Source organism: Jidongwangia harbinensis, assembly GCF_020216025.1.
Classification (GTDB): domain Bacteria; phylum Actinomycetota; class Actinomycetes; order Mycobacteriales; family Micromonosporaceae; genus Actinoplanes; species Actinoplanes harbinensis.
In genome coordinates this window covers 36683-49843 of the sequence record NZ_JAIWNC010000024.1, presented here as the reverse complement: position 1 = coordinate 49843, position 13161 = coordinate 36683, and the positions used below count along the sequence as shown (strand labels likewise).

General features: G+C 71.2%; 12 protein-coding genes. 5 read left to right on the top strand and 7 right to left on the bottom strand.

Annotated features, from left to right (window positions below; translation table 11 throughout):
• Positions 1-54: 54 nt before the first annotated feature.
• Positions 55-1461 carry a family 16 glycosylhydrolase gene (locus LDL48_RS26885; protein WP_225258013.1) on the bottom strand — a complete coding sequence of 469 codons (1407 nt, stop codon included), beginning with the start codon at positions 1459-1461 and terminating at the stop codon, positions 55-57.
• 2110 nt (positions 1462-3571) lie between these two features.
• Here LDL48_RS26885 and LDL48_RS26875 point away from each other — a divergent pair.
• Positions 3572-4855 (top strand): hypothetical protein, encoded by a 1284-nt coding sequence (locus LDL48_RS26875; RefSeq protein ID WP_225258012.1) that lies wholly within the window; start codon positions 3572-3574, stop codon positions 4853-4855.
• On the opposite strand, the gene LDL48_RS26870 is transcribed toward LDL48_RS26875, so the two are convergent.
• The 3 genes from LDL48_RS26870 to LDL48_RS26860 form a co-directional block, all read right to left on the bottom strand.
• Complete coding sequence (locus tag LDL48_RS26870; protein WP_225258115.1) at positions 4779-6686, bottom strand: ABC transporter ATP-binding protein; 1908 nt, start codon at positions 6684-6686, stop codon at positions 4779-4781. The two genes, LDL48_RS26875 and LDL48_RS26870, sit on opposite strands and share 77 nt — an antisense overlap.
• A gap of 103 nt (positions 6687-6789) precedes the next feature.
• Entirely contained in the window at positions 6790-8526 is a 1737-nt protein-coding gene (locus tag LDL48_RS26865; protein WP_225258011.1) for an ABC transporter ATP-binding protein, read from the bottom strand.
• 2 nt (positions 8527-8528) lie between these two features.
• Positions 8529-9179 carry a TetR/AcrR family transcriptional regulator gene (locus LDL48_RS26860; RefSeq protein ID WP_225258010.1) on the bottom strand — a complete coding sequence of 217 codons (651 nt, stop codon included), beginning with the start codon at positions 9177-9179 and terminating at the stop codon, positions 8529-8531.
• 92 nt (positions 9180-9271) lie between these two features.
• Between LDL48_RS26860 and LDL48_RS26855 the strand changes: the two genes are divergently transcribed.
• The 3 genes from LDL48_RS26855 to LDL48_RS26845 are packed head-to-tail and all read left to right on the top strand — an operon-like array spanning position 9272 to position 10892.
• Positions 9272-9700: a hypothetical protein gene (locus LDL48_RS26855; RefSeq protein ID WP_225258009.1), complete on the top strand. Its 429-nt coding sequence runs from the start codon at positions 9272-9274 to the stop codon at positions 9698-9700.
• Positions 9694-9927 (top strand): helix-turn-helix transcriptional regulator, encoded by a 234-nt coding sequence (locus tag LDL48_RS26850; RefSeq protein WP_225258008.1) that lies wholly within the window; start codon positions 9694-9696, stop codon positions 9925-9927. Before LDL48_RS26855 ends, LDL48_RS26850 begins: the two co-directional genes overlap by 7 nt.
• A complete protein-coding gene (locus LDL48_RS26845; protein ID WP_225258007.1) occupies positions 9924-10892 on the top strand; it encodes an NAD(P)-dependent alcohol dehydrogenase in 969 nt (322 codons plus the stop codon). Before LDL48_RS26850 ends, LDL48_RS26845 begins: the two co-directional genes overlap by 4 nt.
• A 6-nt stretch (positions 10893-10898) precedes the next feature.
• Here LDL48_RS26845 and LDL48_RS26840 read toward each other — a convergent pair whose 3' ends face one another.
• A complete protein-coding gene (locus LDL48_RS26840) occupies positions 10899-11288 on the bottom strand; it encodes a nicotinamide mononucleotide transporter family protein (protein ID WP_308016500.1) in 390 nt (129 codons plus the stop codon).
• 143 nt (positions 11289-11431) lie between these two features.
• The gene (locus tag LDL48_RS26835; protein ID WP_225258114.1) at positions 11432-11980 is read right to left on the bottom strand and encodes a GNAT family N-acetyltransferase; all 549 of its coding nucleotides are present in this window, start codon (positions 11978-11980) and stop codon (positions 11432-11434) included.
• A 57-nt stretch (positions 11981-12037) separates the two neighbouring features.
• On the opposite strand from LDL48_RS26835, the gene LDL48_RS26830 reads away from it, so the two are divergent.
• Positions 12038-12622: a GNAT family N-acetyltransferase gene (locus LDL48_RS26830; RefSeq protein WP_225258005.1), complete on the top strand. Its 585-nt coding sequence runs from the start codon at positions 12038-12040 to the stop codon at positions 12620-12622.
• Here the strand turns inward: LDL48_RS26830 and LDL48_RS26825 are convergent.
• Positions 12582-13160, bottom strand: coding sequence for a DUF1684 domain-containing protein (locus LDL48_RS26825; protein ID WP_225258004.1), 579 nt, complete (start codon positions 13158-13160; stop codon positions 12582-12584). The genes LDL48_RS26830 and LDL48_RS26825 overlap by 41 nt on opposite strands.
• Position 13161 lies beyond the last annotated feature (1 nt).

Sequence of the window (13161 nt, the reverse complement as noted above, 5' to 3'; positions counted from 1 at the left end):
CGGCGCTGACGACAGGGTCCCGGTGGTGCGGACCGGGACCCTGTCGGGTGTGTGTCAGCGCTGGTAGACCTTCACGTAGTCGACGACGAAGTCGGCCGGGAAGCTCGTCTTCGCGTCCGGGTTACCCAACCAGCCACCGACCTGGAAATTCAGCCGGAGGTTGTACGGCTTGTGGAACGCTTTGTCGTACCAGGACGTGGTGCTCTTGTCCCGGGTCCACACCAGCTTCCCGTCGAGATACCACTTGATGGACGTGGCGTCCCACTCGGTGGCGTACGTGTGGAAGCCGTCGCCCGGATACCCGCCACCCGGCAACGCGATCCGGGTGTCCTGCTTGACCGGGGTGTAGTCGTAGAAGATGGCCGCGGTGGACTTGCCGTACCAGTCCTTGCCGCCGGGCAGCTCGGTCACGTCGATCTCACCGTTGCCACCGTCGTTCGGCCGCAGCCAGAACGCCGGCCACAACCCCTTCGACGTATCCGGCTTGTTCGGCGACTTGGCGCGCATCTCGAACCGGCCGTACTGCCACGAGTGCTTGCCGATGGTGTCCAGATAGGCCTGGGTGAACGGGCGGGTCTCCCCGCTGCACGTGGCACTCTGGCGCAGCGCCCGGATGGTGAGGTTGCCGCCGCCGACGAACGAGTTCTTCGGACTGCTCACGTTGCAGCCGAGGTCGATGTCGCGGCCCTCGCCGTCGCGGACGTTCCACTTCGACCGGTCGATGCTGTCACCGTTGAAGTCGTCCGACCAGACCAGGTTCCAGTCCTTCGGCACGGCCGGCGGTGTGGCCGTCGGTGACGTCGGAGGCGGCTTCGGGGCGGTGGTCGACGGCTTGCTGCTGGTCGGCTTCGTGGTGGTCGGCTTCGGTGCCGGGGTGGGCGACGTGGTGGGCGGCGGCATCGTCACGGCCGGCGTGGTGGGCGTCGCCGTCGGCTTCGACGAGGTCGAGTAGGACAGCACGAGTTCCGGGCGGAGGTTCTCCCGGGAGTTCTCCCGCGAGGCCCAGTAGACCCGGGTGTTATGGCTCTCCTGCGACAGCGTGAACGTGTAGGTGCCGTTGCCTTGAACCGACGCGGACACGTCGAATTCGTTGTAGCCCTTCCGCACCCGGTCCGCCGACTGCACCGGCAGCACGTCGGCGAGCTGGTCGGCCGTCACGGCGGCCCGCAGGTCACCGACCACGGTGCGGGTGACGATCCGGGCGGTGATGTCGTGCCACGAGTACACCCGCAGCTTCGCCCGTACGTCGGTGGCGTTGGCCGGCAGCTGGTCCACCGCGAACTTCAAGGTGGCGTCGCGCCGGCCGCGCGGATTGCGGTCGCACAGCGCCGGGCAGCTGGCAAGCGTGGTCTTGGCCTCCGTGTCACCGTCCTGGGGCACCTGGGTGACCGTGCTGTCGGCGACGGGCCGCAGCGAGAGGCCATTGTCGCCGGCCAGAATGGGCAGAACGGACGCCGTCAATATGGCTGTAGCGGTGCCGCCGATGATCGTCAGCGCCCGGGTCCGGCGCGCTGCTGGGGTCGGCTTCCGCACATGTGCTGGGGCGTGAGCCCTGCGCAACATCGAGTGTCTACTTTCTCCAGCGGTACGGGTCGAGTCCCTGGTAGCGGGACGATGGCAGACGGTATCGGGTACCGGTTCAACATCACGACCCGGCAAACGATGCTCTAAAGCCCACTTAAGACTCTCCTAATTCATACAGATCAATTACGCCGGTACCAAATCCGGACGCATAACCACATGTCACGGCGCCTCGAGCCGCCGCGCAGAACGGCACACCTGTGCTCCGACCAGCCCCGTTTTCGTCGATCTTGGACTTGTGGTGCCGGAATTGTTGGTGCAGTGGTGCTTTTGTCGCCACCACGGCTCCATGATCGGCGGAGTTTGTGGGGGTGGGGCTATTCGGTGGGGTGGGGGAGCTTGTGGGCGTGGGCGTGGGCGGTTGGGCGTGGGGCCGTGGGGCGGCGTGGGCGTCGGGCGGTGGGGGCGTCGGGCGGTTCGGGCGGCGCCGGCGTGGGGCCGTTCGGGTGGCGGGGGGCGTGGGGCGGTTTGGGCGGTGGAGGCGTGGGGTGGTTTGGGGGGCGTGGGGCGGTTTGGGCGGTGGAGGCGTGGGGCGGTTTAGGTGTCGGGGGGCGTGGGCGGTTTGGGCGGCGGGCGCGGGGACGGTTCGGGTCGCGGTGATCGTTTCGCGGACTGGTGGGCCGGTGTGTGGGATCCCGGCCCGGTGAAGTCGAAGTAGGTAGGGAACGGAACCCGCCTGTCCGTGCTGGGAAGGCGGACTGGGGTGGCGGGCTTCGGGATATTGGTGCGGTGGGTGCCGGATCCCCGTGCGTGGTGCCTGTAGTCCGGGTGTGGTGGGAGCCGTATTTCTGCGTGTGTTGGTGGTGTGTGGAGTTCGGGCGCGGTAGGTGCCGGATCTCCCGCGCGGCGCCGATCGCCGAGTCGCCCGACGAAACCCCGCTGGGCGAAGTAGTTCGGGTTAGGCGGTGTCGTATTTCTGGGATGTGGTGGTGTGTGGAGTTTGGGTGTGGTGGGTGCCGTAACTCCGCGCGCCGTGGTGGTGTGGGTGTGGTGCGTGGAGTTTGGGCGCGGTGGGTGCCGTAGTTCCGCACGCGAAACAGGCATCGGTTGCCCGTGCGGACTTCGGGTGCGGTAGGTGCCGCGAATCAACACACGGCCGACTCCGTGGATGGCGCGCTCACGGTAACGGCGAAGCCCTGCCGCCATGGCTCTCAAGCACCCCATCCCTGGGACTTCCTCGACGGGCAGGGTCCGCACGTCGACCTTGGAGTCGTGGCGGGAGCAAATGCCGCATCGCACCGACAAGTCGGGCACCACAGGTCCAAGATCGACGGAGTAAGCGCGCGAAGCGGACGTGGCAGGCCGCTGCGGAAGCGGAGACGAATCGCGGGCGAGTGGCGGGCGGCGGGTGTGGGTGGCAGGGGGGGGGGGTGGGGGGGGGGGGGGGGGGGGGGGGGGGGGGGGGGGGGGGGGGGGGGTGGGGGCGGGGGGGGGGGGGGGGGGGGGGGGCACGCGGGTGGCGGGACGCGGGTGGCAGGCGGCTGGGATTGGCAGGCGGGCGCGGTAGGCGGCCGTGGGTGGCGCGAGTGGCGGGACGCGGTAGGCGGGTGTGGGTGGTAGGCGGCTGCGGTTGGCGGGCGGGCGCGGTAGGCGGCCGTGGGTGGCGGGCGAGTGGCGGGACGCGGGTGGCAGGCGGCTGCGGTTGGCAGGCGGGTGCGGCAGGCGGCTGCGGTTGGCAGGCGGGTGCGGTAGGCGGCCGTGGGTGGCGGGCGAGTGGCAGGGCCTGGCAGCCGGCTGCGAGCAGCGGGCATGAGGTGGCAGGGCGGCTGCGGGCGGCGGGCGAGTGGCGGGGGCGCCGGGAGGGGGCGCCGGGAGGGGCGCCGGTGGCGGGCGCTTGAGGCGGGCGCTTGAGGCGGGCGCCTGAGGCGGGCTCGGCGGAACCGGGCTCGCCCGGAAAGGGCCCACCACGCGGACCGACAGGCTCGCGGGACTGAGCTGGCCAAGGCCGCACCACCGGAACCCCGTAGCGTAGTTTTCGTACCATAGGTCCGTGTCTAGGGTCCGCACCATCGCCCGTGTGCTTGGCATTCTGCTCGCGCTCGCCGTAACCGCGGGGGCGGCCCTGGGTGTGGTGCGCCTCGTCCTGCCGGCCGACGACTCGGCCCCGGTGCGCCGGCAGCTGGCGTTTCTGCGTGCCGCGCTGGACGGCGGTGCGGCCGAGGACGCCCAGCGGATGTTTCCGGAGGGCTGGTTCTTTCTGCACGCGCTGTACGGCCTGACCCAGGTGGACCTGGGCCGGGACGAGCCGCCGGCCGAGCGGGCCGAGGAGATCCGCGAGGCCGGGTGGGCGCTGGCGCAGCTGGAGACGGACGCCGGTCGCGCGCCGTTCGACGCGGGGCTGGTGCCGGCGTACGGCGTTTTCTACCGAGGGTGGACCAACTGGCTGCGCGGCGGGTTGTTGTCGTTGCAGACCGACCGCGATCCGGAGCAGGTGCGCCGGTTCCGGGCCGATTCGGCGCAGCTGGCGGCCGCGTTCGATGCCGCTCCGACGCCGTTTCTCGAAGCGTATCCGAGGCAGGCCTGGCCGGTGGACTCCACGGTGGCGGCGGCGTCGCTGCGGCTGCACGACCATCTTTTTCCGCCCGCGTACGAGCTGACCCGGATCCGCTGGCTGGCGCAGGTCCGGCAGCGGCTGGACCCGGCCACCGGCCTGCTTCCGCACCGGGTGGATCCGCTGGACGGCGCGCCGGCCGAGGTGGCGCGGGGCACGTCGCAGAGCATGATCAATCGGTTTCTGGTGGACCTGGATCCGGAGTTCGCGCGCCAGCAGTATCTGCGCTTCCGGTCGTTGTTCGTGACCACGCCGCTGTGGCTGGGGCCGGGTGTGCGGGAGTACCCGGAGGGGACGGACGGCCGTGGCGACGTGGATTCGGGGCCGCTGGTGCGCGGGATCAGCCTGTCCGCGACCGTGGTGACGTTGGGTGCGGCGCGGGTGCAGGGTGACGGGCGGCTGGCCGGTGCGCTGGGCAATGTCGGGGACGTGGTGGGGGTGCCGCTGGACACGCCGGGGACGCGGCGGTACGCGTTCGGCGTACTCCCGGTGGGTGATGCGTTTGTGGCGTGGTCGAAGACCGCGCGGCCGTGGGTGGCCGGTGTGCAGCCGCCGCCGGAGCCGGACCGGTCCGGGTGGTGGCGGCTGCCGCTCCTGCTCCTGCTGGTGGCCGTCGGCGCGGCGCCGTGGGTGCTGTTCCGGGTGCTTACGGGTCGACGTCCACCGCGGCCTGTGCGAACTGGGCCGAGTAGAGCCGGGCGTACGGACCCGCCGCCGCGATGAGCTCGTCGTGGCTGCCCTGCTCGACGATGGCGCCGTTCTCCATCACCAGGATCATGTCGGCGTCGCGGATGGTGGACAGCCGGTGGGCGATGACGAAGCTGGTCCGGCCGGTGCGCAACGTGGCCATCGCCCGCTGGATCAGCACCTCGGTGCGGGTGTCCACCGAACTCGTCGCCTCGTCCAGGATCAGGATGCTCGGTTCGGCGAGGAACGCCCGGGCGATCGTGATCAGCTGCTTCTGGCCGGCGCTGACGTTCGAGCCCTCCTCGTCGAGGACCGTGTCCAGGCCGTCCGGCAGCATCCGGGCGAACCCGTCCACGTGCGCCGCCTCGGCCGCCGCGTGCACCGCCTCCGGGGTCGCGTCGTCCGCGCCGTACCCGATGTTCTCGGCGATCGTGGCGCCGAACAGCCAGGTGTCCTGCAGCACCATGCCCATGTGTTCGCGTACCTCGGCGCGGGGGATGGTGGCGATGTCCACGCCGTCCAGGGTGATCCGGCCACCGGTCACGTCGTAGAAGCGCATCAGCAGGTTGACCACGGTGGTCTTGCCGGCGCCGGTGGGGCCGACGATGGCCACGGTCTGCCCGGGCTCGACCGTGAACGACAGGTGCTCGATCAGCGGCTTGTCGGGCAGGTAGCGGAACGACACGTCCTCGAACGCGATCCGCCCGCGGACGCCGGCCGGCATCGGCGCCGACGGCGGCTCGGGGGACTGTTCCGGCGCGTCCAGCAACTGGAAGACGCGCTCCGCGGAGGCCACACCGGACTGCACCATGTTGGCCATGCCGGCCACCTGGGTGAGCGGCTGGCTGAACTGGCGGGAGTACTGGATGAACGCCTGCACGTCGCCCAGCGACAGCGTGCCGGACGCCACCCGCAGGCCGCCGACCACGGCCACCAGCACATAGTTCAGGTTGCTGATGAACATCATGGCCGGCTGGATCAGTCCGGAGATGAACTGGGCGCGGAAGCTGGACGCGTACAGCTTCTCGTTGTGCGTGTCGAACGTCTGCGCCGCCTCGCGCTGCCGGCCGAACACCTTGACCAGCGAATGCCCGGCGAACATCTCCTCGATGTGCCCGTTGAGCCGGCCGGTGGTGGCCCACTGCGCCACGAACTGCGGTTGCGCCCGCTTGCCGATCAGCGTGGTGATCCAGATCGAGACCGGCACGGTGACCAGCGCGATGACCGCCAGCAACGGCGAGATCCAGATCATCATGCCGAGTACGCCGACGATGGTCAGCAACGACGTGATCATCTGGCTGAACGTCTGCTGCAGCGTCTGCGCGATGTTGTCGGTGTCGTTGGTGGCCCGGCTCAGCACCTCGCCGCGCGGCTGGCCGTCGAAGTAGGACAGTGGCAGCCGGGACAGCTTCGCCTCGACGTCCCGGCGCAGCTGCTGCACCGCGGTCTGCATGACGACCGCGGTGAGGCGGCCCTGCAGGATCGCGAACAGCGACGCCAGCACGTAGACCAGCGCCACCCAGGCGAGCAGCCGTCCCAGCGCGGAGAAGTCGATGCCCTGGCCGGGCACCGCGTCCAGGGCGGCCAGCATGTCGGCCTGGTTCGTCTCGCCCTGCGCGCGCAGCCGCTCCACCGCCTCGGCCTTGGTGACGCCCGGTTCGAGCATCCGGCCCACCACGCCGGTGAAGATCAGGTCGGTGGCGCGGCCGAGCAGGAGCGGCCCGAGCACCGAGAGGAACACGCTCACCACGCCGAAGGCGAGCACCGCGGCGACCCGCAACCGGTACGGGTGCAGCCGGCCGAGCAGCCGCTTGAGCGAACCGCGGAAGTCTTCCAGCTTCTCCGGCGGCATGGCGCCGGCCATCATCCGGCCGGGACCCATCGGTGGCGGCGGCCGCCTGGTCGGTGCCGTCACGCTGTGCCTCCTTCGGCATGCCCTTCTGGCCCTTGCTTCGCCGCGGTGCAGTCGGTCATGCCGCGGCTTCCTGCTCGGTGAGCTGGGAAAGAACGATCTCCCGGTACGTCGGGTTGCGGTCCATCAGTTCGGCGTGCGTGCCGGTGCCCACCACCCGGCCGTCGTCCAGCACCACGATCCGGTCGGCGTCGCGGATCGTGCTGACCCGCTGCGCCACGATCACCACGGTGGCGTCCGCGATGTGGTCGGTGAGCGCCGCCCGCAGCGCCGCGTCGGTGGCGTAGTCCAGGGCCGAGAACGAGTCGTCGAACAGGTAGATCTCCGGGGCGTGCACCAGCACCCGGGCAATGGCCAGCCGTTGGCGCTGCCCGCCGGAGACGTTGGTGCCGCCCTGGGCGATCGGCGCGTCCAGGCCGCCCTCCATCCGTTCCACGAAGTCCCGCGCCTGCGCCACCTCGAGCGCCCGCCACAGCTCCGCGTCGGTGGCGTCCGGGTTGCCGTACCGCAGGTTGGACGCCACGGTGCCGGAGAACAGGTACGGCCGCTGCGGCACCAGGCCGACCGTCCGGGACAGCAGCTCCGGCGCCAGTTCGCGGACGTCCACCTCGTCGACCAGCACCCGGCCGCCGGTCGCGTCGAACAGCCGGGGCACCAGGTTCAGCAGCGTGGTCTTGCCGCTGCCGGTGCTGCCGATCACCGCGGTCACCTGACCCGGCCGGGCGGTCAGGTCGACGTCGCTGAGCACCGGCGCCTCCGCTCCGGGGTAGCGGAACTCGACGCCGCGCAGGTCGAGCAGCCCGCGCCGGTCCAGCGTGGTGACCGGGTGCTCGGCGAGGCGGACCGAGGACTCGGTGCCGAGCACCTCCTGGATCCGCTCGGCGCAGACCTCGGCGCGCGGGATCATCATGAACATGAACGTCGCCATCATGATCGACATGAGGATCTGCATGAGGTAGCTGAGGAACGCGGTGAGCGCGCCGACCTGCATGTCGCCGTCCGCGATCCGGTGCCCGCCGAACCAGATCACCGCCACGCTGGACAGGTTGACCACCAGCAGCACGATCGGGAACATCAGCGCCATCAGCTTGCCGACCCGCAGCGACACGTCGGTCAGGTCGTCGTTGGCCTCGGCGTACCGCTCCTGCTCGGTGTCGTCGCGGACGAACGCCCGGATCACCCGGATCCCGGTGATCTGCTCGCGCATCACCCGGTTGAGCCGGTCGATGCGCACCTGCATGGCGCGGAACAGCGGGCGCATCCGCGCCACGATCGCGGCGATCAGCAGGATCAGCACCGGCACGATCACCAGGATCAGCGTGGACAGCGGTACGTCCTGGTGCAGCGCCAGCGCCACGCCGCCGAAGCACATGATCGGGGCGGACACCATCAGCGTGAACGTCAGCAGCACCAGCATCTGGATCTGCTGGACGTCGTTCGTGCTCCGGGTGATCAGCGACGGCGCCCCGAACTGGCCGACCTCGCGCGCCGAGAACGCCTGTACCCGCTCGAAGATCGCGGCCCGGACGTCGCGCCCCACCGCCATGGCCGTCCGGGCGCCGAAGTAGACCGCGACGATCTGCGCGGCGATCTGCGCCAGCGTGATGCCGATCATGACGCCGCCGATCCGCATCACGTAACCGGTGTCGCCGAGCACCACACCCCGGTCGATGATCAGGGCGTTCAGCGTGGGCAGGTACAGCGTCGCGAGGGTCTGCAGGAACTGGAACAGCACCACGAGGCCGACCGCCGTACGGTACGGGCGCAGGTGGACGCGCAGCAGTCGGATCAGCACCGTCAAGGGACCTCGGGTTTCCGGAGAAGGGGAACGAACGACGGCTCGTTCCCGGCGGAGACGATAAGCAGGCCGTCGAGCAGAAGCGACACAATTTCCCCGGCGGTGAAGGCGTCCGGGTCGCCGAACGGCCCGAACGCGTTGCCGCCGCAGAACAGCAGCAGGATCCGGGCGGTGGTGCCGGGCGGGCTGCGGAGCGCCGCCGCGTCCGGCTCGATCAGCGTGGTGAGCGCCGCCTGGAGCCGGTCCCGCGCGGCGTGCACGCGCCGGTGGGTCTCGGGGCCGCCGCCTCCGGTCTGCATCAGCGACCGGGCCGCGGTCATCAGGTGCGCGTTGGCGGCGAACCGCTCGTTCACCAGTTGGACCGCCGCGGTGAGCCGGGCCCGCAGATCGAGGGCGGGGTCGACGGCGGCGATCGCGTCCAGGGTCGGCTGCGGATCCAGCGCGTCCAACAGCGCGGCCACCAGCAGCGAGTTCTTGTCCGGGAAGACGCCGAAGATGGTGCCTTCGGCGACGCCGGCGGCGCGGGCGATCTGCTTGGTGCTGAGGAGCATCCCGTGCGCGCGCAGCAGTGGCACCGTCGCCGCGATGAGGGCGGCGCGGCGGTCCTCGGGGGCCATGGCGGGGACCCGTCGCCGCCGGGGGTCGGTCACCCGGCCACCCTACCTCACTGAGCGAGCACTCACTCATCGATGTAATGTATAGAATCTTTGACATGGTGTCTGCTCTGCTTTACCTTCGAAGTATGTCGTTCGACGAAAAGCGGGCCTGGATGCTCGGCGTGGTCAGCGTCCTGGCCTACGTGACTTATGCGGCCGTGGTCCTGGCCCGGTCCGGCCCCGTCCCGGTGTCCCAGGTGCCGTATGCGGGCGCACTGCTGACCAGTGTGGGCGCCGCCATCGCGGTGTCGATCGTCCTGCAGGTCGCGGTCGCCGCGCGCACGCCCGAGGGCGCCCGGTCCAGCGACCAGCGCGACCGGGAGATCGGCCGCTTCGGCGAGCACATCGGCCAGTCGCTGGTCGTGGTCGGAGGCGTGGCGGCGATGCTCCTGGCACTCGCCGAGGCCGCGCACTTCTGGATCGCCAACGCGCTCTACCTCGCGTTCGTCCTCTCCGCCGTGCTCGGCTCCACCGCCAAGATCTTCGCCTACCGACGCGGCTTCCACCCGTGGTGAAGCCGACCCGGGTCACCAACTCCATCCGCGCGCTGCGGTTCGCCCACGGCGAGATGACCCAGGCCGACCTGGCCCGGCACATCGGGGTGACCCGGCAGACCGTGATCGCCATCGAACAGGGGCGGTACTCGCCGTCGCTGGAGGTGGCGTTCCAGATCGCCCGCGTCTTCGGCGTCCCGCTCGACGACGTGTTCCAGTACTCCGACCGAGACGGAGACACCACGTGAAAGCCATCGTCCAGGACCGCTACGGAAACTCCGACGTGCTCCGGTACGCCGAGATCGACCGGCCCACCGCCGGGCCGGGCGAGGTGCTCGTCCGGGTCCGCGCCGCCGGCGTCGACCGCGGCGTCTGGCACCTGATGACCGGGCTGCCGTACCTGGCCCGGGTGGTCGGCTTCGGCGTACGCCGCCCCAAGGTCCCGATCCGCGGGATGGACGTCGCCGGCGTGGTCGAATCGGTGGGCGCCGGGGTGACCGCCGTGCGCCCCGGCGACGAGGTGTTCGGCGTCTGCACCGGCGCGTTCGCCGAGTACGCCCGGGCCCGCGCGGACCGGCTGGTGCCCAAGCCGGCGAACGTGACGTTCGAGCAGGCCGCCGCCGTGCCCGGGTCCGCCGCCACGGCGCTGCACGCGCTGCGCGACGCCGGCCGGGTCCGGGCCGGCGCCCGGGTGCTGGTGATCGGCGCCGCCGGTGGCGTCGGATCGTTCGCCGTCCAGTTGGGCAAGCTGTTCGGCGCCCACGTCACCGGCGTCTGCCGTACGTCCAAAGCGGACCTGGTCCGCACGCTCGGCGCCGACGAGGTGATCGACCACACCACCGCCGAACTCACCGGCCGCTACGACCTGGTGCTGGACATCGCCGGCAACCGCCCGCTGCGGTCGCTGCGCCGCCTGCTGGCCCCGGGCGGCACGCTGGTCCTCATCGGCGGCGAGGACAACGGCCGCCTGCTCGGCGGGGTGGACCGTTCGCTCCGCGCGATACTGCTGTCGCCCCTGGTCCGTGGCAGGTTGCGCGGCATCGTGTCGATCACCCGCGAGGCGGACCTGCGGCAGTTGGCCGGATGGCTGGAGTCCGGCGAGCTGGTGCCGGCGGTCGAGCGGTCGTACCCGCTCGCCGAAGCGGCGGCCGCGGTCGACCACCTGACGTCCGGCGCGATTCGCGGCAAGGTGGTGGTCGCGGTCGGCGGCTGACCCGGCTCAGGCCACCGTCTCCATCCGGAGGCCGGCCGGGCGCGTCGGCTGTTCGCGCCGGGAGATCCGCAGCCACACCAGGAAACCCCAGACCACGAAGCCCGCGTACACCGCGTACAGGACGGCCGAGGGGTAGTAGCGGAAGTACAGCAGCTCGGGTACGCCGACCAGGTCCACCGCGAGCCAGCAGAGCCAGAACTCCACCCAGCCGCGGGCCATCGCGTAGGTGGCCAGCACCGAGCCCACGAAGATCCACGAGTCGGCCAGGTAGTACCACCACGGCACCGGGAAGCCGGCCCCGAGCGCGCGGAAGACGACGAAGCAGACGCCGACGGCGACCAGCGCCGCGGGGATGAAGACGGCGCGCCGGCGGGCGGTCGCCCAGTGCGGCACCACGGCGGGACCGCCGCCGCCGAGCCGAGCCCGAACGCGTTGCCGACGATCTCCCGCCAGTAGATCGCCTGGTCCGCGGTGACCTGCCACTTGGCGTGGTAGAACGCGGACAGCAGATGGTCCAGCCAGTCCATCCCGCGAGTCTGTCAGGCCGGTGTTTCGGTGGCTGTCACGACGCGGTCGGCCGGGTTGATCAGCTGGTACATGACGTGGTCCTGCCAGCGCCCGGCGATCTTGAGGAACTGCTCCGCGACGCCGTACCGGACGAAGCCGTTGCGTTCCAGCACCCGTTGCGAACCGGCGTTGTGCAGCAGCGTGGCGGCCTCCAGGCGGTGCAGGCGGGCCTGTTCGAACGCCACCCGGACCATCTCCCGGACCGCGGCGGTGGCCACCCCGCGGCGATGCACCGCCGGGTCCACCCAGTATCCGATGTTGGCCGACTGCAGCACCCCGCGCAGGATGTTGCTGAGGGTGATCCGGCCGGCCACCCGCCCGTCCACGACGACGACGTGCGGCATCGTCGTGCCGCGGCGGTGCCCGTCGAGCGCACCGCGGATCGCCGCCACCTGCCCCGCGGGGGTGTAGAAGTCCTCGTCGCGGATCGGCTCGACGCGGTCCAGGAGGTCGCGGTGCACCCGCAGCAGGTGCGCCAGTTCCGGGGCGTCCGCGACGGTGACCAGCCGGGTGGAGATCAACACCCACGCCATTCTGTACGACCGGTGCGAGCCGGGGCGCCGCGATAGGCTGCGGCGATGTTTGCCATCGATCTTGGTGACGGTGCCCAGCTGCGACCGCTGGAACCGTGGCAGGCGCCGGAGTTCCTGGCGCACATGGACCGCGCCCGGGAGTCCGTCGACCCGTGGATCCCGTGGGCGTCGCTCAGCACCGACCTGGCGTCCGCGACCGCGACGCTGCAGCGTTACGCGGACAAGGCGGCTCGCGACGCCGGGCGCATCCACGGCATCTGGCTCGACGGCACGCTGGTCGGCGGCATCCTGTTCGTCTCCTTCGACACCGGCACCGGCGTCTGCGAGGCGGGCTGCTGGCTGGAGCCGGCGGGCACCGGCCGCGGCCTGGTCACCCGCGCCGCGCGGCGCGCGGTCGACTGGGCGTTGCGGGAACGCGGCATGTACCGGGTGGAGTGGCGCTGCCGCCCGGACAATACGGCGAGCGCGAACGTGGCACGGCGGCTCGGCATGACGCTGGACGGGGTGCTGCGCGGCGCGTTCCCGTACCGCGGGGTGCGGTACGACACCCAGTTGTGGTCGGTCACCGCCCCGGAGTGGACCGGACCCGTCAGTGGTACGCCATCTCCCCGGCCGGAATCGGCGGGCTGACCCGGTTCTCCGGCGGGGCCAGCGGGCAGAGCCACTGGTCGTCGTACGCGCAACTGGGGTTGTAGAGGTAGTTGAAGTCCAGCCGGACCCGGCCGTCGCCGAGCGGGACCACCCCGCGGCCGTGCGTGCCCTTGACCGTGTCGGTCAGGTAGCGCCCGCCGCCGTACGACTCGGTGCCGCAGGTGCCGTCCCGGACCGGAAGGAACAGACCGCCGCCGTACGCCGCGATCCACCACAGCGACAGCTCGCCCCACGCGGTGTCCAGGATGCCGGCCCGGTGGTAGCGCACCACGCCGTCCGGGCCGCCGGTGTCGATCTCCAGCTCGCCCCGGGCCGGGCGCAGCGCGACGTCGGCGACCAGGCCGTCGTCCGGCGGGAAGTACCGCAGGCCGGTGAACTCCGCGCCGCGCGGTATCGGCGACTGTGGATGGGTGCGGAACAGGTCGTCGCGGCGGGCCCGGAAGTCGGCCAGGTCGCCGGCCTCCAGGTAGAGGCGTGCCACGGCGGTCCGGTAGTCGCTCAGCTGGAGAAGGTCCACC

Bases quoted from the DNA above. Each gene is read 5' to 3' on its own strand.
- LDL48_RS26870 (WP_225258115.1), bottom strand. From the start codon at position 6,686: ATGATGGCCGGCGCCATGCCGCCGGAGAAGCTGGAAGACTTCCGCGGT.
- LDL48_RS26855 (WP_225258009.1), top strand. From the start codon at position 9,272: ATGTCGTTCGACGAAAAGCGGGCCTGGATGCTCGGCGTGGTCAGCGTC.
- LDL48_RS26830 (WP_225258005.1), top strand. From the start codon at position 12,038: ATGTTTGCCATCGATCTTGGTGACGGTGCCCAGCTGCGACCGCTGGAA.